Raw genomic sequence first — 22,853 nt, 5'->3', positions numbered from 1 at the left:
CAAACCCGCAATTCCGGTACGTTTGCCGTTCACAAGTTCGCCAAGGTCTGTAGAATAACAACCTCAAACTCGGACCGATCGATGGAGCTACCTCTCTTCTTCCTCTCCCACAGCGGCGCCGACGCCGACGCGGATCTCTTGGAGTTCCGGTCCGAACTTTGCAAAAAAGTTTATAGCAACCTGTCGATGGATCGAGTTCCGAGTGCCGACTCGCTGGCCTACTTCGACCGAGACCGGGGAAGCGACAATTGGAAGCGTGAGATTGGACTTGCGTTGCAGCGGACTCGCTGCTTCGTCTGCGTCCTTTCTGGGGCCTACTTCGCTCATGAACGGGATTGCCGAAAAGAGTTCTTGACCTTCAAAGCGCGCCTCGAATTCGCAAAGAGGGCGGACGGATCGCCCCCAGTGATCATCCCGGTGCTCTGGGCGGATCCGGAGTTCTATCGAGAGGAACTAGGTGCGGGCGGACTGCTTGAATCGGTTAGGGGTTGGGACGGCGGCTTCGATTCTCAGTACACCAAGTCCGGATTGCTCTTCCTTAAGGGTGAGGCTGATAAGACATCTTATCGGCGAGTCGCTACTGCGATCGCGAGTGCTGTAACCCGCGCGGTGAAGTCGAATCCGGTCTTACCGGCCCATCCGGCGGCATCTCATTGGTACGACGCTTTCATCGATCCGGCCGACGCTGCCGTGATTGCCTGCACCGAGAAACTAGATGGTGATCCGGAAGCCGTCGTGGACCGGGATCTGACTTCCAGCATCGCCGACCGAGAGTCCCGCGAGCGGTCAATCGCCGAGAAGATTGACCGATATGTCCGTGACCTCCATCTTGCGGACTTTCAGAACCTGAATGAGGTTGTTGTTCGAGTCATCGGCGAACCCGGGCGGAAAGTTCGAGCCGCCCTGCTGATGGCCGAAAGGAGCGTAGGCAGGCGAGCGGATATCTGTTTTCAACGTCTTGAGGTTGAGGCCCGGGGGGTCTTTAAGCGGCCCGACGTAGTACCTGAACCCCAAATAAGCTTGGTCGGTGCGCCGATTAGTCGCATGACCGTCCTAACAAAGCTCGCGGAACGGTACGACGTGCCGAATCCTGGAAACGATGCCGCTGCTCTTCAATCGCAGGTAATCAAGGCGATCGCTACGGATGTTGGCGAGGGAATTTTCCACGTGGTCCATATTCGTTGGTGGACGATCGCCAGTAGTGGCGAAGTCCTTCACTGGTTTGTCGAAACGTTCTGGAAGGACCTTCTGACGTCTCTCGGTAATCAGCCGTCGAGTGCGATGAGATTGGTGTTTCTCCTGACGTCGGTCGATTCGTTTGCCGAGCCACACCGAACATCTCTCACTTGTTCAATCGAACAATCCAACTGCTCCAGGGTGGCGACTTTCGCCATCAAACCGTTTTCGGAAAAGGACCTCGTTGATTGGCTAACCGAGACATGCAACTTTCCCAGTGGGGATGCGGAGCGGCTCGGTAAGAGCCTGCACGAAGCCAGCGATGACGGGCGTCTCGACTCGCTTCCCGAAGCCTGCAGAGTGGTCTTTAGCGCACACTTTTCTCCAATGGTTGCCGTATGAGTACTTCCAAACTTCCTCCCTACACCGGTGTCGGTAAACAACGGCCGGATGCGCATGCCGAGGCTCCCCCGGCCGGCAAGCCGGAGCCGTATGTTCCGGATGCGGAGCTCGTCCGCGCGGTTCGGCTGGCGATGTTCCTCAAGCGGCCCCTTCTATTGGAAGGGGAGCCGGGTTGTGGCAAGACTCGCCTGGCGTACGCGGTAGCGTACGAACTGGGGATTCCGATCGAGCGGTGGAACATCACCTCGGGCAGCCGGGCGAAGGATGGGCTATACGAGTACGACGCCGTTCTTCGGCTGCACGACGTCCAGTTGGAGAAGAAGGGGTTGGCGAATGACCGAGACCCCGCCCGATCGAGCGACTACGTTCGTTACGGCGCCATCGGAAAGGCGTTCCGCCGTACCGATACCCGGACGGTTGTGCTCATCGACGAGATCGACAAAGCCGACGTCGATTTTGCCAACGACCTGCTGAACGTAATCGACCGCGAAAGCGCGATCCCGATTCCTGAGCTTGGCGAGCATTTGGGACCGGCCGAGGGATGCGAGCCGATCTACATCATCACCAGCAACCGCGAAAAGGGAAACCTACCGGACCCTTTCTTGCGCCGGTGTCTGTACCGATTCGTAAGCTTTCCGGAGAAGGAGCAGCTTAGCCAGATCGTAAAGATTCATTGGAAGAATAAATTCGATAAGGACGCGCCGGCGGCGGCCGAGGAGGCGGCAACGCGTTTTGATAAGGTTCGTGGATTGCCGAACCTCCAAAAGAAGCCCGGTACCAGCGAGTTTCTCGATTGGCTACACGCCATCGACGGGTTCGACGACGGTTTGGTCAAATGGGAAGCCCAGCTTCGCGAAGGTGAGCTTCCCTATCCGGAAGTGCTGATCAAAGTAGCATCCGACCTTCGGCCCGCCCTTGCTCCGCCAACGCCATGAGCACCCCCCGGCCCGCGGATACGAGCACGATCTCCGACTTAGAGGCCCTAACGCTGGCCTTTAACTCGTTCCGCAGCCGGGTCAATCGCTCGCTGGGGACCCGGGATCTGCTCGACGCGATCGCCGCTGCCCAAGGTGACCCAGCCACCGGCGAGAGGTTCGAGCTCGCCTGGCTGACCGAACAGCTCTGGTGCAAGTCGACGGACGACGTCGAAGAGTTACAGCAGACCTGGGTCGAAATCCGGCCCCGGGTCGAGGCGCAAACAAACGCCGATTCCTCGCGAGGCAAGGAGGCGGATCCCTCCAGCCCCACGACAACCGCGGATTCGCCACTGGCGCAAACGCCGACTAGCGAGGAAACGAATAAATCCCTCGACGAACCCCAAAAGCCTCAAGAGGAAGAGAGCCGCGAGGCGCGTTCCGAACCCAAGAAGGAGAGCCAAGGGGGCGAATCGCGGGTCGACCCGGTAACCGCCGCCGTGCCCGACCACCGGGACCGGGCGATGGAGGCGGCATCCGCGGGTCCGGTCCCCCGCGCCGGCATGATCCACGCATGGCGTCGGTTTCGTCGCCCCGGTCACTACGGGGCCCCTTCCGTCATCGACATTCCCGAAACCGTCCGGCGCACCGCCGACCGGGGCTTCTTCCTCGAGCCGGTCCTTCGGCGGCGGGAGAGAAACGATGCCGAGCTCTTGATGCTGGTGGATCAAGAAGGGTCGATGGCCCCGTTCCACTGGCTGACGAGAGACCTCGTCGCGGCGGCGGTTGAGGAGAGCGGAATCGCCAACGTTCGGGTCTTCTACTTCCACGATGTTTTTCAGGATCAGGTCTTCCAGCAGGCGACCTTGCGCGAGCCGGTGTCGTTCGACCGGGTTCTCGCCAGTTGTCGGCCGAATTGCGGTGTGTTGATCGTCAGCGACGCGGGAGCGGCGCGTGGGAGTTTGGATACCGATGGCCGGATCGTGCCAACCTTGCGGCTCCTCGCGCGGGTCCGCCGGAAGACTCGATACGTGGCGTGGCTGAATCCGATGCCCGCCCACCGGTGGGAAGGCTCGTCGGCCCGCTATGTGGCGGTCGGGGTGCCGATGCTCCCTATGACGAAGGACGGCTTGAATCAGGCGATCGCGTACCTGCGCGGCTCGGTCGCCAAAGGGGGTAGGGGCGGTTGAGAACGTTGGCAGACAAGGACGAGGCGCTTGCCGCGGTCGAATCGTTTCAAGAGCGGGTCGCCCGGCGAAGCCCGGCGCCCGACGTGGAACTCGCAGCGAGAGAGTTGGCTCAGCTTTGCTCCTTTCCCTTTCTGTTAACCCCGGAGCTGGTTCACTTTCTGCGCGAACGGTTCATGACCCGTGCCCTGGCCTGGGAGATCGGCGTCGATCTGCTCCTCGATCCGTCCATCTGCCGTCCGACCGGTCGCGAGCAGTACGCGATGCACGAATCGGTGCAACGGCTCCTGCGCCAAGAAGCCGAAACGCTCATCAAAGAGCAAGGCCAGCGACTCCAGAATTTTCTCCTCGACTACGTGGCCGACTACACCCGCCGCCACCTCTATTTTTCCCCAGAGGAAGAAGAGCTTCAGCGCTGGTTCGCACTCACGGTGACGCCAAACGGGCGAGTCCAAGCGACGAAGGAAATCAGCGAGCTCCTATCCCGCTTGCCGGAAGGAACGGGCGTCGCCTCCGGCGCCTACTACGTTCAAGCGGCCCGTCATCTCTCGGGAACGGTTCCGCAGATGGACGCCTTGGCAAGAGTGGTGGACGATCGGGAGGAGATTCAGCCGAGCGAGGTCCCGGTCGAGGTAACGATGCCTGGCCTAGCCATTAGGTGCGGCCTCTGGTCGCCGGACGGCACCAGTTTCGTGGCCGGAGGAGAGGGGGGGATCTTCAGAATCGACGAAGCCGGCCGCTCTCCCCAGCGAGCCGAAGGTGAGCCGTCCGTAGCGTCAATGATCTTCGACGGCGAACAACGGTTATGCTGGACCTCTCCGGCGGGTCAGGTCTCCCGCTACTTGTCTGGATTTAGACGTCCGGACTCGGTGCGGACGGTTTCCGAGTCGACCGCCATGGTCCTGCATCGAGGGGAGATTATTTTCGGTGATTCGATCGTTGAATACCTAGCCGAAAGAGGCACCCGGTTCGGTGAGCCGGGCGCAAGATTGGGAGTCACCTGTTTTGCTTCACGCGGCAACACTCTCGCATTCGGAAATGTCAGTGGCAACGTGCACGCAATCGTGGATCTGCCCTCGGGGAGCCACGGAGGCAGTTGGGTCAGCGGACGCTCTGTTGGTTCTACTTCCAATTCGATCACCGATCTCGCGTGGAATCCGGACGGGACCCGCTTGGCCGCGGCTTCCGCCAGCGGCGAGATTCGCATCTACGCCCGCGACTCCACGAACGTAATAAACCTGCGCCCGAACGAACAATCGACGGGAAGCATGCCTCTCGACGATTTCCGATTCTGGGGCTCCACAGCAACTCCCCTCAACCCGGTCGTAAGCGTCTCCTTCAGCCCCGATAACCGAATCCTCGCCTCGCTGGACCAAGCCGGAGTCGTGTGCCTTTGGCGGACCGACCTGTGGGAAGAAGTCGGGCGATGGACGATCGAAGCCGGCGATGAAACCGGTGGTGTCCGTTTCCATCCCACCGAGTCTCGGCTTGCCGCTTGGACGGGTGGCGGTGATACGGTTCGCTACTACGACATCGACGTCGATCGCCTATGTCCTTCCTTTGAGGGGGCGGCATTCCTTTCCTCGGCAGGTGGCTCCCTCGTCGAAGAGATCGCGCCCATTTTGCGACGACTCGGATGGAGGGTAACGATTGACTCCGAGGAAAGGGCTAAGGCCCTCGCGATCCGGGCGCAAGATGCAACTCGACGGGGCGCGAGTATCTACTTCGCTCAAGCAGTACACGAGGCGAGCTTTAGTTTGGATGAGCTGCGCAGAGGCGCGCCGGACGCAGGATCCCTACTCGTTCTCATAGAGCCAGCGCAAAGCTTAATATCGCGAGACGACGTCAGCGATCTCGGTTTAGCCGCTTTCGTCCGCCGTTTACGAGGACAGGATCTTCCGGCGGGCCGAACTGCGCTGCGGCAATCTCTTAATACGTGGATCGATTGGGTCGAGCACCAGGAGGGAAGAATCAATCTAGTAGGGGATGGCGTTATCCATTTTGACTTTGCGATTCCCTTCAGAGCCGAACCGGCCCTGGTCGGTGCGCGAGTTCGACTAGAAGCGGTAAACGACGACTCGATCCGAATTTTGCTCGGCGGCGCAGGCATTGAAGTGGTAGGCACCGAGGGGGCTGACTCCGTGGCGACCCTTCGTGTCGATCGGATCGGGTTGCGATCTAAACCACTCAGTCTTCCTGCTCCTCTCGGAGAGCGAACGGTTCTATTTGACCCTTTCCTAGACGCCGAAGATCTGGTGCAACTGCGAGCCACTGGGCACGAGCATGTTACCAACGACCTCACGCTCGTCCCTAGCTTACTTGCCTTGGCCGTCGGGGCTGCAAGTCAGGTTCCGATGGCCTTAGCAGCTTGGTCGCGGGATGGAACTCAACTTGCGGTTGCCGCCGGAAGAGAGGTGCGTATTCTGCGGTTTCACGACGGAATCCTTCACCCAGAACTCACGCGAAGGGCAGAGCACCTGGTACACGCGCTTAGCTGGCCCCCGAACGCCCCAATGTTCTGGATTTCGGGCGACCTCATGGAAAACATCGGGAACAGTGAGACAAGACGGTCTGCTTTGTTCGCAACTTTGAAATCCATCGAAGGGCCCGAGCCGATGGGTGATCCGAGACTTAGTGGTCCAGAATTTGCGGTCTTTGGAGATCGACCCTCCTCCACCCTGATTAGGGCTCAGTTCACCGTCATTGGGACAATGTTGGGTGAGGTCCGTGCCTACCATCATTTGGGCGAGCAAACACTGGACGCCTTGCTCCGTCCGGTTCGACCAATCCGATTAAAGGATCAGCGCGGCGACCAAATTCTTTCCGACCTCGGCGGCCCTGTCGTCGCGATCTTGCCGACCCGTAATCAGTCGTGGTTCCTCGCTGTAACTGAAATCGGCCGGGTTGTGGCCTTTGACTTGAACGGATCGGTTGCCGAAGCGTTTGAAGAAACTCGCCCGAAGTTTGTCCGCCGTGCTACGATTGCGCCCGATCGGGCGACGCTGCTCCTAGAAGACGACGACCGCTCCCGCCTGATCGACATCGCCACCGGAAACCGAGTCCCGTTCGAACCGGAAGGGTTCGATCCGAAAACCGATCGAATTCTTGCCTTTCACCCGAAAGAGCCGATCGTCGCGGTCGCCGTTGCCGGCAACCCGGAGCCGAAGCTCTTCCCGCTCCCAAGAGCCTACGGCGACCACTCTCCCCTCAAAGGAGACGACTGGAGAGGATCGCCTGTCATCGAAGGGATCGCTACCACGGCGCTACTCTGGTCGGCGGAGCGGGACGACGCGGAGATCGAGACCCTGGAGGGACAGCTTCGAGCCACGGGGTTGGTGGTCCAGCGGTTCGGCGGCGAGGGCTATTCGCCCGGGGCCATGCGTCAACTGTTCTCCGGTGCTGCGGAAGCATTAGCGAATGGTCCGGTGCTAGTCCATCTTCGAGGCCCAGTGCGACTCGACACCGCGGGTGGACTTGGCTTTTCGGACGGAAAAGTTTGGTCGCGGCTAGAGGATTTCATCCGCGGCATGGGACTTGATGTCTCTCACTCGCTGTTAGTAACCGTCGATTCGACCGAGCCGGTTGCGATGCAGCCCAAATCTCTGCCAAGAGCCTCGACCGTCTTTATGGGTCCTCCGGTTGACGGCGCTCCCTCCCTAACTGAGTGGCTAAGGCGAGCCTTCGCCGGGGAGGCTTACACCTGGCCGCTCGACACGTTGACCATTTTCGGGCTGCTGAATAACGTCGGCATGTGGCTTCGCTCCGGTGGCACGGGACTGATTCATCACGAACCGGGAAGAAACGCCGATCTCGTTCGGTGGAATCCTCCCGCCGAGGCGGCGGCTTTGTCGGGCTTAGTCGTGATTGGCCTCGGGGAAGAGTTGGCGACGGATCACGGGCTATGGGAGTTTTTGCGGTACTGCGGGGTTGACCTTCGGTTGCCGGACGTCCTCGATTTTGAGGCTCAAGTCGAAGCCGCCTCTGAGCTTCGACCGGTTCTCATCGTTGACTTGGACAAGAATCACGACGTGGAGCGCGGCTACGAGGACCTGGTTGCCAAGTTTCCCCAACATCCGGCGATCCTCTACGAGGGTCCGTTCGGCACAACGACCTCCTCGTACCCCTGGGACGCCCGGGTCAACGAGCCGACTGCCCTGGTTCGCGCGCTCGCCCGCGACCTGCGAACTCCGTTTGCCAACGCCGCCACGCTGGAAGGTTGTCAAATCTCCGGCGGAGCGTGGGCGCCAGATGGCTCCGATTTTGTCGTCGCCGGAGGCGAACGAATTGCTCAAATTATGGCGAGCGGCGAGATCCGGTTCCACGTGCCGCCGGGATCACGAGCGGTCGCCATAGGGAGAGGAATGCGCCGACTGGTGGTCGGTTTGGAGACCGAAGGGCCGGTTTTCTTCGAGCCGGAATCCGGCAAGTGGACCATTCACGAGAGGTCGCTTATCGGGCCAATCGAGGATATCGGCATCGCCGACAACCTCACGGTAGCGTGCAGTCGAAAGGACGGAGCCGTTGCCTATCACCGCGAAGGGACCGAATACAAGGTCATGTACACGGCTCCCAATAGCGGAGCTATCTGCGTAGCCGCGCATCCCAAGCTTGCCCGGTGTGCCGTAGGCTATGAGAACGGCGCCATACGATTTTCTCACCAGATGGCCCCTTCCGTCGTCCATCGTGGGGCCGTCAATGCCATTACATGGAACCGGTCTGGATCGATCTTTGCCTCGGCCAGTTCGGACCATTCGGTCAATATCCTGAACATCGATCGGCAGTCGAACACCACCCTAGACCACACAGATGTCGTCGTCGGCGTCACCTTCAGCTCTGACGACCGGCGGCTGGCGAGTCTAGAATTGAGCGGCACCGTTCGCATTTGGAATTGCGAGTCGTGGCAGGAGATCGCCTCCTTCCAAATCGGCACCGCCGGCTTATACGGCGGCGTTCTTTTCCACCCAAACCTGCCGATCCTCGCGACATATGCGGAAAGTAGTTCGCGGGTGGACTTCCGCCGGATCGAAACGGATGTTCCGCCTCCGGCGCCTATCATCGACCGCCCGGTGAAGCAATGGCGGGCCTTGGTAGTGAGCGGGGACATTGGCTACCAGTACCAGCGACGCGATAACGAAATCGTGGCGGCGGCGCTTCGATCTCGTGGATTTACCGTCAGCACTTTGGACGATCCCTCCGAAAACGTCCTGGTTTCGGAGATCGACTCAATTCTTTCCCAATGTGGCCCGGACGACTTCTTTTTGGTTCACGTCAACGGCTTCGGCAAGGAAGACGGCGACCAGATTTGGATCGACGTCAACCGAGACAAATATGACCTTCGCAAGCTAAACGATGCGTTGGAACGCCTTCCGTCGTTACGGGCGCTGGTGGTTCTGGACGCGGGGAGGACCCCCTTTATCGAGGCGGTGGCGGAGAAACTGACGCGTTGCGCCGTGCTGGGGATAGACCTCGAGGAAAGCCATGTCCTTGGATACGGCTACCTCTCATACGCCTTCGCACAAGCCCTCTCGTCTACGCGAGGCGGAACGATCCCGACGGTGGAGGGAGTGGTTCAAACGGTCCGATCGATCCTCGACGAGTACGCGCCCCCGAAGCGGCCTCAATTGGTTTGGAAATCGGCCTTATTAGAAGCGCTTCAACTTGCGGAAGCGCCGCCTACTGAAAGACGGCCGTGGCTGGGCAAGCGAATTCTCTGGGTCGACGACCGTCCAGGGAACAACCGCTACCTAGTGGATCGATGCACTGACAGTGGGGCAATAACGACTCTAGCGTTAGATACCGACCAGGCCTTGCGGCTGTACGACAGCTACTCGTTCGACGCGATCGTTACGGACATGTCACGCCCCCCCGACCGGCTTGCCGGCTACAAACTGCTGGCGGGGCTTTCCGAACGTAGCCGTCCAATACCGCCGTGCATCATTTTCGCCGGCTCGAGCCGTCGCGAACATCACAACATGGCGGTAGTCCACGGAGCGGTCGGTTCCACCGATGACGGCGCCCAGGTGTTGCGTTGGTTGGAACGAGCTTTCGAAGGCGAAAAGCGCCGAGACGAGATCGCAAAAGAACAAGCACAGGCTTGGACCGAGTTTCTCGAACGGGGCATGCGAGAAGGACGCACCGGCCTCAGCGAGGAACGGCTCGCCTCATTCCTGGCCTGGCTGGACCAGTACGGCGCGTATTTAGAGGCGGGCAAGGTCCTTGCGGCGTGGCTGCTTGCTACGTACATAAGGGAACCCGTTCGGTCCCATGTTCTCAGTTGGTTGGAGCAGTTTTCAAGGCATCGCGAAGCTGAGAGTGTTTTGATCGCCTGGCTTACCGTGAGCCCGGATAGTTCAGACGTTCAGTCTTATTGCGAAGCTTGGTTTCACCGATACCGGACCACGAAAAACACTACTGAACTGCTCCTGGTTTGGCAAGGTAAGGAAAAGGACGCCACTTATTCAAGAAATCTGCTGACTTGGCTGCAAGACGAGACACCGGCCGAAATGCTTTTGGCGGCCATGGCCATCTGGAAGAAGCTTCCCACGCGCAACATTAAGGTGGGCAACTTGGCTCGCCAAGTCAAGTCTGACGATCCTCGAGGCCGTTTTCGCTGGCGTCTCTTTCTAGATGAGTCGCCTGAGTTCGTGCAAAGCGTTCGGTCCGTGCGCTACATCCTCCACGATTCGTTTGCGCTGTCGGTAAGGATGACTACGGATGCCTCAACGGATTTTTCTTTGCGATCCGAAGGTTGGGGAACGTTCGAGGTCAGGATGATTATCACGTTCCGCGATGGAACCCAAGTGGCCGCGTCTCATCATCTCAGCTTCGACGCCCCGAGCAAGGCGGGGCGGCACGAGGTTTAGGCTAAGGAGATCGTAATTTGAATCTGTTCACGCTGGTCAACGAAGGAAAGGAGATGAAGGTCGAAGCGGGGCCGCTTCTTTGGATTCTCATCTTCGCCTGGATCGTCGTAATGGCCTTGCGATTCCATCAGGCGAGCAGCCGGATGCGGGTGTCGAAGGTCAAGGTGAAGTTCCCGTTCGATATCGGGGAGGTCGAGTTGGAGGTCGACGAGCGGGAGCGTCAAGCGGCTTGGAGCCTCTATATCGAGTTGATGACCCGCATTTCGACCCAGCCACTGGAACCCGGCTCGGGAAGCGACAAGGTCGCCCTCAATTCCCTCTACGCGCTGTACGGAACATCGCGAGAACTGCTGAAGTCGGCTCCGCCGGCCACCCAGGGAGAAAACCTCTCGTTCGGCGAGGTAGCCATCAAAATGCTAAACGGAAGCCTGCGAGCATTTCTTGCCAAGTGGCATATCCAGCTCGAAGGCGATCAGCTGCCCAGTGCGCAACACGAGGTGTTCCGCACCGAGTTGGCCGCGCTCCAGCGCGACCTTAGGCTGACCGCCGACAACTTGGCTATCCTCGCCAAAAGGAGCTAGCCGAGCCTCCCCGCAAAACGGTAATCGTGAGCGCCTTCGGCATCGTCGAATTTTACGTGGACGATCAAGAAGGTCTGAGGGAAATGCCCTTCGCTGCCGGTGGTGGCGGCCACTCGGGGGTTGTCTTTGTCGTTACCGTCGACGGTCACGGTCAGCGCGTGCGGATTCGCGCCGGAGGCGCGTAAGGTGCGAGGAGCGGCGGCTTGGGTCCAGGTCCATTGCACCCAGCCCCCCTCTTGGGCGTCCAGTCCCAGGGAGTGGGCGGTGACCACGTGGCCGAGTTTGTCGGCGTCGACCTGTACGGTCCAGCGCCCGGGGGGCAGCGCGTGGAAGGCATGGTCGTGCAGCGCTTTGATGAGGTCGTAAAAGCTGTGGCCGTGAAGGCTCGAAATTAAGGCGACGATTGCTTCGATATCCATGGAATCTCCTTACAGGTGAGGGTTATTTCATTACTCGGTTCAACTCTTCGCGAACCACGTGACGGCCCAGAGCGAGGAGAGGCCGTTCCAAAAGGCCGAGCAGGCCACCGGCTTTGAGCGCGTGCTCTACCAGCGACTCCACCCGGTCGGCCACCTTGTCCTTCGTATGCCCGAGCGCCTTGTCATCGATGCCGCCGAAGCCGCCCGGATCGACGGTGGCCGGCGAAACCCCTTCGGCCAGCTTGCTCTCCAGCACCGGCTTGAGCCCGTCCGCGCCGGGGTACCAGCGCTTGAACCAGTTTCTGGCTTCCAAGCAGCCGACGGCGAAGTCGTGGACGCGGTACCGCCGATCGAAGAAACCGCCAAAGTGGCCCGCAAACGATCCAGCCAGCGGGTGGAGCCGGGCGACGCCGGGAATCCGGTCGATCTCGATCACCTTCTTGTAGTCCATGCCGACCGCCTTACGAATCGCATCTGCTTCTTCGTCGGGCAGGGCGAGCGCCTGAAGAGTGTCGTTGAGGGCTTGGAGGCGCTGGTTCGTCTTTGTCGCCGTGGCGAGGTCCCGGTACATCGCCTCATTGAAATAAGCGTTGATTAGGGAGGCGCCAAGTTGTAGCGGCGGCATTCCATTCGGATCGAGCGTGTTTTTCACCTTGGCCAGGTTGGCCTGTGCCTGCTGGGCGGTGGAAGGGTCCGGCTCGATGATGAGGAACGTTCGCGGACCTCGATGGCCGCTCAACTTCTCCTGGAACGAAGCGGCGTCGATCGCCCTGCCGAGAGGGTTGTTATTCATTACGCCTCCGTCGGTGTAGTTGAATTTGACCTTCGCCGAGCCGTCGGCCGGACGTACGGCATCCGGGTAGTTGTCGAGGTCCCTCTCTAAGATGCGGTTCTTGAAAGCGAACGGGAACGCGCCGGAAGTGATGACGGCCAGTTCCACTTCTTTCCAACTTAGCGGCATGCCGGTGTCCGGGGCATCCGACTTCAGCGACTCGATGGGCGGAGCCCGATGAGGAATCCCTTTCTCGATGAGGAACGGCTCGTAGTCGGCGTAAAGGCTGGCGATGACCTCGCCGTTGGAGACCGGGATCGTGTAGGGGATGCCGCCGACGTTGGTCAATGCGATCCAAAGGGCGACCGTCGGGACCTCGCGTCCCGCGCAGGCGCTCCGGACCTCGTCGTCCGACATGAGCACCTCGGGTGCGATGACGTCGAACGCGGTTGGATCGAAAAGGGAGTGGGAGGCGTTGTCGGTTTTTCCGAGCAGCGTATCCGCGTTGAGGTCTTCGACCCAGGCCTTAAGGAGTCGGCCGGTCAGCCAGTCTGAACTGGCGGAGGTGGCGATGGCCTGGGCCAGGAGGGCTCCGGTGACGGCTCCCGCCGACGCACCCGCGATCGCGTCGATGCCGACGACTTGCTCACCCGAGTGCTGATTTAGGGCGGCGACATCCGCATAGATTTGAGCAAGTACCCCGGCCTCGTAAGACCCCAGCGCCACCGCTCCGTTTGAAGACACCGCTAACCATTTTGTTTCAGACACGATACAACGAGTATAGAGCGTAATTGGTTGTTTTGTGGGACTTTAATATTGGAAAGTCTTGGGGTTGGTCTTGAGCAGGGTCTTCGGCCCTGAAACCCGCTCCCTGGGTTCGTTTTGGTTGCTGCCAGGTTCAAATCTGGGTTCGTTCCGTGGTTTTTCTTTTTTTGCCTTTGACGCGCTTGGAGTTGGGTGCGTCGTTTCTATTGTAGTCGATGTTAGTAGATTATTGTCTACTAATACGGTTTTGGCAACGCCGGGATAGGGGAATAGATAGCGCGAAGCGTTGTAGCCGCAGGTTGGTTCGTACCTGCGCGGGAGCGTTTCGCCCTTTGACCAAACTTGTGGATCGTTGGGGGGCTCAACGCAGGTACGAGCCAACCTGCGGCTACACGTCCTTCGGACGTAGGGGGCGCACTGGAGAGCAGCTGCCCGGGGTGGCGGAGAACTCCGCATTATCACCAGTCATTCGGAAGTTTTTTCGACAATCGAAATGCCCTGTGTTATGATGAGACCAATCGCTTGGTCTAGCCTCACTAAAGGTTTGGTCAAAGCGCTGGGAATTCGATGATCGCGAGGAATGGGACAACAAAGAGCGTCACGCTGAAGGACGTGGCGGAGAGGGTGAACGTCAGTCCGTTCACCGTGTCCGTCGTTCTGAACGGCTCGAAATCCAACACCCGCGTCTCGCCGGCGACCCGAGAGAGGATCTTGGAAGCCGCCCGAGAGATGGGCTATACGCCCAATGTTCTGGCCAGAGCTTTGAGAAAGAGCTCGACGAATATCCTCGGGCTTTACTTCGGCTACGGACACCTCGAGCCGCACGATCCGTTCCACGCCGAGGTGCTTACCGGACTCCAGCGGGGATGCGAAGCTTGCAACAAGGATCTGATGATCCACTACTCCTTCCATCGGTACAGCGTGGACGAGGTGTTCGGTGAGCTTACGGGCGGCAAGATCGACGGGGTCGTCCTGATCGCGGCTCCGGGCGATCCGTTGGTCTCGCGGGTCAGGGGGTCCAATCTCCCGGTGATCGCGATGACCGACGCGATCCAAGGGATTCCCTCGATCGTCGCCGACGACGCGGCGGGTTCGACGGCGATCGCCAATCATCTTCACGAGAAAGGGCATCGCACGGTGCTTTACCGGGCGTGTCCGGGGGAATCGGACTCCGCCTCACGTCGCCAGCGGGCGTTCGAAGCTCGTGCCTCCGAACTCGGCATGACCACGTTCGTGGGCCGAACTTCGGATTGGCGCGGCCGGGTGGAGGAAGCGGAAGCGGACCTCATCGCCCGGCGGCGGGAGCTCGGCATTACGGCCGCCGTCTGCTGGGGCGATCCGAGCGCCCACGCCCTCCTTGCCTACTGCAAGGGGAATCGCATCGCCGTTCCGGATGAGCTCGCCATCGTCGGGTTCAACGGCATCGAGTCGCCGGTCGAGCCGGCAAAAGTTCTTACTACCGTCCGCGCCTACTGGTCGAACGTTGCCCAGGGCGCGGTTCATCTCCTCGTCAATCGTCTCGAAGGCCGAGAGGTCCCGAGTCTTACCGTTCTCCCCGTGGAGTTTTCGCTCGGCGAGACCTCCTAATTCTTATTCGCAACGAAGCGCCATGAAGCACTCCTCTCGCAATTCAGCCTTTACGCTCATAGAGCTCCTCGTCGTCATCGCGATCATCGCGATCCTCGCCGCCATCCTCTTCCCGGTTTTCGCCCAAGCCAAGGCAGCCGCCAAGACCACCGCGACCCTGTCCAATCTCAAGCAGATCGGAACCGCGGCAATGATCTATTCGGGAGATTACGACGACGTCGTGCACCCGCATGAGTTCAATGTGCCGAAGACCGATCCGGGCGCGGGCGGCATCTGGAGCCCGAGCGGCAAAGCGGGTTGGTACGAGATCGTGAAGCCTTACATCAAGAGCAACGCGCTCGTTTTCGACGCCGCCCGCGGGACTACGGTCAAGACGGACACCGGCACCGACGTCTCCTGGCAGTCTCTCGTAACCCTCACCCTCAATCGGAACGGCTGGTCGAGCTTCGAGGACCCGATCACGTTTAACCGCACCTATCGCGTTATGTCGGCTCAGGAGGATATCGCCAAGCGACAGGCCTATGCGATCACCGCGGATGAAACGAACCCGTCGCTCGGCTGGCGGTTCAATACCGACGAGGCGGCGTGCCCGATCACGTCCACCCAGACCGACCCGAATCGGAACCGGTTCAACCGCGTATATGCCGCCGCCAAGGGGTTTCACCGGGAGCAGATCGTCGTCTCCTACGGCGACGGCCATGCCGGAAAGGTCCCGATGAAGAAGGTCATGATCCTCAACGCGACTGCCGGAGCGGCGAACACCTGCGCCTACGGTCCGGGAACCGAGGTCGGGAACATGCCGTTCGATACGACGTTCTGGGGAACTTGGTGTAAGGCTTCTCAATGAAGAACGCCGAGGTACCGAAGGGAGCCATCGTAGGCATCGCCGTCGCCCTCGCCTTGGTCATTGGATACTTTGCTTTTGCTACGTTCGCGAAGGCTCCGCCTCAGGTGGATCCGGCTAAGGTCTCGGCCGAGCGGCTGCTAGACCCGGACCATCGCGCGCCGCATCAGCCTTGACCGGCCCATCGCCTCTCCGCCCGAGTTCCTTCGGGCGGAGTCCGTTTCCGCCGCAATGAGTTCCCGCCAAGCTGCCGACCCGAGAGAGCTAACGAGCGACGCCGCATCCGAGCCGTCGTTTTCTCTTCGCGAGACGTGGGAACTCATTGGGCGGTTCTGGAGATTCGTTCGGCCCTACCGCAGCAAGTTCATCCTGGGGATCGCGCTGCTGCTTTTCGCGGTGCCGCTGGGACAGTTCGCGCTCTTCCTAACTCGCGACGTTACGAACCGGGCTTTGCTCGCCACCAACCTGACCGCCGACGAGCGTTGGGGAACGGTGCTCCGCATCGTCGCGCTTCAGACCGCGTTTTGGCTCGCGAGCGCCATCCTCTCGACCTGGCGGGAGGTGCTCGAGTGGTACTGCTCTATGCGGTCTACTTTCGATCTCCGGCTCGCGTTTTATCGCCATCTCCACCGGTTGCCGCTCAGCTTTTTGAGCCGCCGATCTCCCGGCGAACACCTTTTTCGGGCGACTGGCGACATGGTTTCGATGTTCCGGGTCGCTGGGCGGGCCCCGGTGCCGACGGCTTCGGGCCAAGCGCCTCAGGACAGCAAAGAGGTGGCGATCGCTACCTACTCCAACGACGTCGATCCGTACGACCCGGGGATGATGGGGCTCATCACCCGCACGACGCCGATGATCGTAGAGACGATCTACGCATTGGCGTGGGGCGTCGCGTTGCTGTTCCTGATCGACCCGGTCCTCAGCGCGCTGCTGGTCGCCTACATCGTTCCGTTCACCCTATTTTCGCGCCGGGCTTTCGACCGGATCCGCCTGACCGCCTTCTCGGTGAAGGCGCGAACGGAGTATGAGAGCGGCGTCCTCCGAGACAGCATCGCCGGCCTTCGGACTCTGAAAGCGTTTGGGCGGCTCGGCTACCAACGCTCGAAATACCAGAGCGCCGCCACCGCCACCCGCCGCCGGGGAATCCAGCAGGCGTTCCAGATGGTCTTCGCCCAGAACGTACTGCAGATGGGGATGAAGTGGGCCTTCTCGGCCTTAATCTATACATATCTAGCGTGGCGGGTGATGACCGGACGGGCCACGATCGGGGACTGGGTGGCCACCTTCCTTCTGGTGGAGTCGGCGCAGGCGCCGCTCGAAAACCTGGTCCAGCTCCTCCAACTCGTAAAGATGCAGCTCGTACCGGGCAAGCGCATTCTAGAAACGCTGGACGAAAAGGCGACCCTCGAAGACCGCCCAGGCGCGCCGAAGATGGGCGTGATGCGGGGAGAGATCCGCTTCCAGAACGTTCATTTCTCCTATGAAGAGGGAAGACCGGCTCTGCGTGGCGTCGATCTCGTCGTCCATCCCGGCGAGTTCGTCGGCATCGTAGGTCCAAGCGGAGCGGGGAAGAGCTCGCTCGTCTCGCTCTTGCTCCGCCTTCATGCCGCCGACTCCGGGTACGTCCGGGTGGACGGGCACGACGTTCGGGAGGTCCAGCTCCAAGGGTTGCTCGATCAGGTGGGAACGGTTCCGCAACTCACCTACCTCTATTCAGGCACGATCGCCGACAACGTCCTCTTTGGTAATCCGTGGGCGACGGACGATGATGTGGCCCTGGCGTTGGAGCTCTCCGGCGTGATGGAATTCGCGGCGAAGTTCCCGGACAGCGTGGATACCGAAATTGGAGAAGGGGGCTCGCTTTCCGGGGGCGAGCGCCAACGGATCGGCATCGCCAGGGCGCTCGTGCGCCGCCCCAAGATCTTGATCTTGGACGAGGCCACCGCCAGCCTCGACCCGCGCACCGAAGATGCGGTCCTGCGCTCGATCGACGGCCTTCGGGAGAAGATGACGATTCTCTCGATCGCCCATCGGCTAAAGGCGGTGGTCGGTTGCGACCGGATCGTGGTGATGCACGAGGGCCGGATCGTACAAGTGGGAACCCATCGAGAGCTGGTCGAAGCGGACGGACTTTATCGGAATCTCTGGATCGAGCAGTCGCGCGAGGCCGCGGTCGGAGGAAGGGCTTGACCGAAAGAGAAGCGCTGAACCAGGGGTTCGGGTACCGGAAGAACGCTTGGAAGGCGTTCTTGTTCGTGCTTCCGTTCCTGAGGCCGCACCTGCGGCGGATGCTCCTCGTGTGTCTGATCGACATCTCGGTCGTGCTGATCAACCTCGCGACCCCGTGGTTCGGCAAAACCGTTATCGATCAGGCGTTTCCGCAACGGAACTGGGGCCAGGTGGCGACGATCGCGGCTAGCGTTGCCGGGCTAGCGTTGCTCGCCTACCTGCTCGTCGGGCTCCGGAACTTCCTCTACAACGTGACCGAGCTCAGGTTGGGACTCGACCTCCGTCGCCGGATGTACGGGCATTTGCAGCGCCTTTCGCTCGACACCGTCGAGTCGATTCCGGTCGGGCAGCAACAGTTCCGCGTCACCACGGACGCCGATCGGGTGGCCCACATGCTGGTCAGGATTCTGCCGACCCTGACGATGCTGGTCGAGTTCGCGCTGATCCTTACCGCCGCGATCTATGTCGACCCGTTCCTTACCGCGCTCGTGTTGGCGTTCCTAATTCCCTGGACGATATTGTTCGTTTGGGTCACCCACTATGGGCGGGTTTTGGACCGCAAGCGTTTGCGTTTCTGCGAGCTTCGCGACGCGGGGATTTTGCAGGCGGCTTCTTCTTTTAGCGTGATCAAGAGTTTGGGGCGGGTTCGGCGCGAGATTCGCCGCAATGGAAAGACCAGCGTCGCCCTCCAGCGGATCTCGGCCCAGGGGTACTTGATTCTCGTCGGGTTCGAGTTCGTGACGCAGAAGCTCTTGCCGTACGTCAAGACCACGACGATCTACCTGTACCTCGCCCGCAAAGTGATCCTCGGGCAGATGACGCTGGGAATGACGGTGCCGATGATCGCCTATCTGGGCCGCCTTTCCTACCCGCTGGAACGGATCGTCAACTTCGCCTGCTGGATTTGGCAGACGATGGTCTCCGCCGAGCGGATGATGCAAATTCTGCAAGCCGAGCCCGCGGTTCAAGACAAGCCGGGCGCCACCAAGATGGACGGCTTCTCCGGCCGGATCGTGTTCGACTCGGTCGGCTTCGAGAGAGAAGGGCTGGGAGCGGTTCTCAGTGGCGTTTCGATTACCGTCGAACCGGGCCGGCGGGTTGCGGTGGTGGGTCCCAGTGGAGCGGGGAAGAGCACGCTTCTCGGCCTAGCGCTTCGATACCACGACCCATCGGAAGGGCGGGTGCTCGTGGATGGCCAAGACCTGCGGGACGTGGACCGGACGACCTATCTCCACCGATGCGCCACCGTCATGCAGGAGACTTTCATCTTTGGCGGTTCTCTTGCGGACAACCTCCGGGTGGTGAAACCGACGGCTACCGAGGAGGAGATGCAGACCGTCTTGGAGTCGGTTGAGCTGGGTCCTTGGCTCGAAACGCTGCCCGACCGGCTCGAGCAAGATCTCGACAGCGGCCAGGCTCTATCGGTTGGCCAGCGTCAACGGATCGGCATCGCCCGGGCGCTGCTCGTGGACGCGCCCTTGCTCTTGCTGGATGAACCGACGGCGGCCCTGGACGCGGAAACGGAACGACAGATTATGGAGACGCTCCGCCGCGTTTCCGCCAACCGGGGGACTCTGATGGTCACCCACCGACTCGGCACGGTAACGGACGCCGACGAGATCATCGTCCTCGACGCGGGCAGGGTCGTCGAGCGGGGAACCCACGCCGAGCTCATCGTTCGCGGCGGGCTGTATCAGGAGATGCAGCGCCTCTACCGTGCCATGCCTTCCGAACCTTCGCTACAAGGAGCCCATTCGTGAAACAGGTCTTCCCGCCGGATTGGCGGACTCAAAACCGCCTCAAGCGCCGCTTCTACGCAAAGTACATGCGCGGGTTGGAGCTTGCCGGTTATTTGCTGGTCTTCGGCGTCTTCGCTGCCTTTATCTACGCTTTTAACTATCAGGTAGACGACCTCGTGACGGCCGATAAGGTGGCGATCCAGCCGTTCGCGCAACCGCTCTCGGTCTCCGATTCGTCGAGGATCGTTCGCGCCCTCGTCGAGGACTTTGACGAGGTGAAAAAGGGGCAGCCGCTCGTGGAGGTTGTCGTAGGCCCGGCCGCCATTCAGCAGTACGAGGCGTGGCAAGCGGTCCAGGATCTCGCCGCCAAGGTGGGGCAAACGGATGAGGTGAAGCGCCTGTCGTCTCTTTATCCTCGCCCACCGGTCCAAACTCTTTCCGCGATTGCCGCCGGCACGGTGCGTATCGACGCGGCGAACTTAACGAAGACCCTAGATCCGAAGGCTGAGATCGCCAGGGTCGTCGACTATCGCGATCTTCGGCTCACGGCAAGCCTAAGCGGGCAGACCATTCCGCAAGCCAAAGTCGGACAGATGGCCCGGGTTAGCTCCATCGTCATTGAGCCGGATGGCGGAACGCTTTTTCGAGGTACCGACTCGATTAGCGGGAAGCTTCTCGGCGACGGCCTGAAGAAGCTATTGGCCAAACGCCTAGCCGGGGCCGAGGTCCGCCTGCGCGACGACATCCCGCTCAAGGTGAGCGACGTCTCCGAGGTTCAGGTGGACGCTTCCGTTCATCCGCGGCCGGGAGGGGACGCCAATCACGCGGTTCCTCTCGATCCGCCCAGCGGCTACGCGGTCGAGGCGCAGGTCGTGGAAGGTTCCCCGTCCGCGACCGTCCAAGTGGCCGACCTCCCGGCGGATGTCGCGGAGCAAGCCCGTGCGGCGGTGACGTCCGCAGTCGGCGGGAAATCGGTCCGCCGTTTGGACGGATCGGTCGCTCAATTTGGGACGCCGGGCGACGTGCACATGGTCGTCAAGCTGAAGGCCACCCAAGCCGACGGGGCCAACTCGACGGTCCTAAACGGGGCCTCGCTTACTCGCACCTTCGAGGCTCAACTGAAAGTTCTCTCGCCCCCGAGCTTCCTCATCGACGCCGTACGCGAGGCGGACCGGGCCGGGAAGCCGGTTACCGCGCACGTCGAGCTGCGCACCGGCCGCCGAGCCATCGCCCTCCTCCTTCTCCGTAAATCGTAATGCTCAACGACCTCTCTTCCGCCCTTCCATCCCTGGTTGCTCCGGTTCCGGACGCCGGGCACGCTCTGTATCTGGAGCGGGTCTATGCGGGAGTTCTCGGGAAACTGATCGGCGTCTACCTGGGCCGTCCGGTCGAGAATTGGAGCTACGAGCGGATTCGCGAGGAGTTCGGGCAGGTCGAGTACTACATCCACGAGGAGCGCGGCCGCCGCCTCATCGTCACCGACGATGATATCTCCGGCACGTTCACGTTTCTCCGAGCGCTGGAGGATTACGGATTCGATCCGGAACTCACGGCGGCCCAGATCGGGCAGACCTGGCTCAACTATCTCATCGAGCGCACCACTATCCTTTGGTGGGGCGGCATGGGGAATTCGACGGAGCACACCGCTTACCTTCGGTTGAAGCAAGGGGTGGCGGCTCCCGCGAGCGGCTCTTGCGAGCTGAATTCTCAAATCGTCGCCGAGCAGATCGGCGGGCAGATCTTTATCGACGGTTGGGGGCTGGTTTCCCCCGGCAACGCCGCTCAGGCCGCGAGCTTGGCGCGGCGAGCCGCGAGCGTGAGTCACGACGGGGAGGCGATCTACGGAGCCCAGGTCATCGCCGTCCTGGTCGCCCACGCCTTCGTCGAGACGAATATCGACCGTCTTTTGGACGAGGCGCTTCGGCACATTCCCGCCGACTGCACGATCCGGAAACTTATCGACGACCTGCGCGAGTGGCATGCCGCCGAGCCGGATTGGCGGGAGAATCGGATGCGCTTGGCCGCCGAGTACGGCTACGACCGTTTCGTCGGCAACTGCCACATCGTGCCCAACCACGGGCTGATCATCCTTTCCCTGCTTCATGGCGCCGGCGACTTCGATCGATCCATGGCGATCGTCAACACCTGCGGCTGGGACACCGATTGCAACTCGGGCAACCTTGGGGCGATTCTGGGGGTGCGGAACGGGTTGAGCGGATTGAGCGGACGGGACTGGCGCGGCCCGGTCGCCGACCGGCTCTATCTCCCCTCCGCCGACGGTGGAAGGGCGATTACGGACGCCGCTACCGAGGCGATACGGGTCGCCAATGCCGGTCGCGCCTTGATCGGCCTCGATCCGATTGCGCCGAAAGCGGGGCGGCGATTCCATTTCGCCCTGCCCGGCAGCGTGCAGGGGTGGCGAAGGGGACCCGACGCGGAGCGCGGTTACGTGCGAAATGCCGTTCAACAAGCCTCGGAGATGCCGGGAGCCTTGCTAGTGCGCTCCCTTCCCGGCGCTCGCCCGATCCGAGCGACTACACCGACCTTCATTCCGCCCGATACGAAGGATATGGTCACTGGATATGTGCTGGTTGCGAATCCAACTCTGTACTCGGGCCATCTTTTGAAGATTCGGATCCAAGCGAACGGCGAGCCTGCCAGCGGGCGTCTCGTCCTCTCGCACTACGACCGGGAGGACGAATCGATCTCGGTCGCCGGCCCCGAGTTCCACCTGCGGCCGGGGGACGTTCGCGAGCTCGATTGGCGTATTCCCGATACCGGCGGTTACCCGATCCACGAGGTGGGCCTCGAACTAGATCGAGGGGAGATCTACGTCGATTGGGTCGATTGGAACGGCGTTCCCCGCACCTCGTGGCCCCCGGTCGAAGGGACGATGTGGGCACGGGCGTGGGCGAAGTCGCTCGACCGCTGGGAATACAAACGAGACGCGTACGAATTCCTGACCCACAGCGAGGGTATCGGCCTGCTTACGCAAGGGGCGCGGGAGTGGCGGGATTACCGGCTCTCGGTTCGCCTCACCCCCCGGATGGCGGTCTCGGGGGGAGTTGCGATTCGGGTCCAGGGGCTGCGTCGCTACTACGCTTTCGTCTTCGGGGACCGGGGCGAAGTTCGCATCGACAAGGCACTCGACGGACGAAGAACGCTGGTCTCGGGCAAGTTCGACTGGGAGCCCTTTCGGGATTACCAGGTGGTTATCGAGGCGGAGGGAGACACCATCCGAGCGTCGATCGACGGCCAATGGATCCTCTCGGTGACCGATCGTGACCGACCGCTTACCGAGGGGGCCGGTGGCTTCGTGGTCGAAGCCGGCTGCCTGGGAGCGGGAACTCCGGGGGTGTCGCCTCTTTGAACGCC

14 protein-coding genes are annotated in these 22,853 nt (G+C 61.2%); 12 read left to right on the top strand and 2 right to left on the bottom strand.

The features are described from left to right. The first annotated feature begins 81 nt into the window (after window positions 1-81). The 5 genes from OP10G_RS01975 to OP10G_RS01955 are packed head-to-tail and all read left to right on the top strand — an operon-like array spanning window position 82 to window position 11,123. Entirely contained in the window at window positions 82-1,578 is a 1,497-nt protein-coding gene (locus OP10G_RS01975) for a toll/interleukin-1 receptor domain-containing protein (RefSeq protein WP_025227563.1), read from the top strand. Next, a complete protein-coding gene (locus OP10G_RS01970; RefSeq protein ID WP_025227564.1) occupies window positions 1,575-2,513 on the top strand; it encodes an AAA family ATPase in 939 nt (312 codons plus the stop codon). Before OP10G_RS01975 ends, OP10G_RS01970 begins: the two co-directional genes overlap by 4 nt. Beyond that, window positions 2,510-3,682: a VWA domain-containing protein gene (locus tag OP10G_RS23795; protein WP_025227565.1), complete on the top strand. Its 1,173-nt coding sequence runs from the start codon at window positions 2,510-2,512 to the stop codon at window positions 3,680-3,682. The genes OP10G_RS01970 and OP10G_RS23795 overlap by 4 nt, the downstream gene beginning before the upstream one ends. Then, window positions 3,679-10,542 carry a pYEATS domain-containing protein gene (locus OP10G_RS01960; RefSeq protein WP_025227566.1) on the top strand — a complete coding sequence of 2,288 codons (6,864 nt, stop codon included), beginning with the start codon at window positions 3,679-3,681 and terminating at the stop codon, window positions 10,540-10,542. The genes OP10G_RS23795 and OP10G_RS01960 overlap by 4 nt, the downstream gene beginning before the upstream one ends. Window positions 10,543-10,559: 17 nt before the next feature. Continuing rightward, complete coding sequence (locus tag OP10G_RS01955) at window positions 10,560-11,123, top strand: hypothetical protein (RefSeq protein WP_025227567.1); 564 nt, start codon at window positions 10,560-10,562, stop codon at window positions 11,121-11,123. On the opposite strand, the gene OP10G_RS01950 is transcribed toward OP10G_RS01955, so the two are convergent. Then, window positions 11,120-11,542 carry a hypothetical protein gene (locus OP10G_RS01950; RefSeq protein WP_025227568.1) on the bottom strand — a complete coding sequence of 141 codons (423 nt, stop codon included), beginning with the start codon at window positions 11,540-11,542 and terminating at the stop codon, window positions 11,120-11,122. The two genes, OP10G_RS01955 and OP10G_RS01950, sit on opposite strands and share 4 nt — an antisense overlap. A 22-nt stretch (window positions 11,543-11,564) precedes the next feature. Continuing rightward, a complete protein-coding gene (locus OP10G_RS01945) occupies window positions 11,565-13,082 on the bottom strand; it encodes a patatin-like phospholipase family protein (protein ID WP_227625033.1) in 1,518 nt (505 codons plus the stop codon). 564 nt (window positions 13,083-13,646) lie between these two features. Here OP10G_RS01945 and OP10G_RS01940 point away from each other — a divergent pair. The 7 genes from OP10G_RS01940 to OP10G_RS01915 are packed head-to-tail and all read left to right on the top strand — an operon-like array spanning window position 13,647 to window position 22,848. Beyond that, window positions 13,647-14,666, top strand: coding sequence for a LacI family DNA-binding transcriptional regulator (locus OP10G_RS01940; RefSeq protein WP_025227570.1), 1,020 nt, complete (start codon window positions 13,647-13,649; stop codon window positions 14,664-14,666). Window positions 14,667-14,688: 22 nt separating this feature from the next. Next, window positions 14,689-15,513: a prepilin-type N-terminal cleavage/methylation domain-containing protein gene (locus OP10G_RS23790; RefSeq protein WP_025227571.1), complete on the top strand. Its 825-nt coding sequence runs from the start codon at window positions 14,689-14,691 to the stop codon at window positions 15,511-15,513. Further along, window positions 15,510-15,686, top strand: a complete 177-nt coding sequence (locus tag OP10G_RS26645) for a hypothetical protein (RefSeq protein ID WP_158409114.1) — start codon at window positions 15,510-15,512, stop codon at window positions 15,684-15,686. The genes OP10G_RS23790 and OP10G_RS26645 overlap by 4 nt, the downstream gene beginning before the upstream one ends. Before the next feature lie 55 nt (window positions 15,687-15,741). Then, a complete protein-coding gene (locus OP10G_RS01930) occupies window positions 15,742-17,700 on the top strand; it encodes an ABC transporter ATP-binding protein (protein ID WP_025227572.1) in 1,959 nt (652 codons plus the stop codon). Next, window positions 17,697-19,499, top strand: coding sequence for an ABC transporter ATP-binding protein (locus OP10G_RS01925; RefSeq protein WP_025227573.1), 1,803 nt, complete (start codon window positions 17,697-17,699; stop codon window positions 19,497-19,499). Before OP10G_RS01930 ends, OP10G_RS01925 begins: the two co-directional genes overlap by 4 nt. Then, the gene (locus OP10G_RS01920; RefSeq protein WP_025227574.1) at window positions 19,496-20,734 is read left to right on the top strand and encodes an HlyD family secretion protein; all 1,239 of its coding nucleotides are present in this window, start codon (window positions 19,496-19,498) and stop codon (window positions 20,732-20,734) included. The genes OP10G_RS01925 and OP10G_RS01920 overlap by 4 nt, the downstream gene beginning before the upstream one ends. Next, window positions 20,734-22,848, top strand: a complete 2,115-nt coding sequence (locus OP10G_RS01915; RefSeq protein ID WP_025227575.1) for an ADP-ribosylglycohydrolase family protein — start codon at window positions 20,734-20,736, stop codon at window positions 22,846-22,848. The genes OP10G_RS01920 and OP10G_RS01915 overlap by 1 nt, the downstream gene beginning before the upstream one ends. Window positions 22,849-22,853 lie beyond the last annotated feature (5 nt).

It is taken from the genome of Fimbriimonas ginsengisoli Gsoil 348 (genome assembly GCF_000724625.1).
Classification (GTDB): Bacteria; Armatimonadota; Fimbriimonadia; order Fimbriimonadales; family Fimbriimonadaceae; genus Fimbriimonas; species Fimbriimonas ginsengisoli.
Note: the sequence above shows the minus strand (reverse complement) of the source record. Positions and strands in the feature narration are given on the sequence as shown.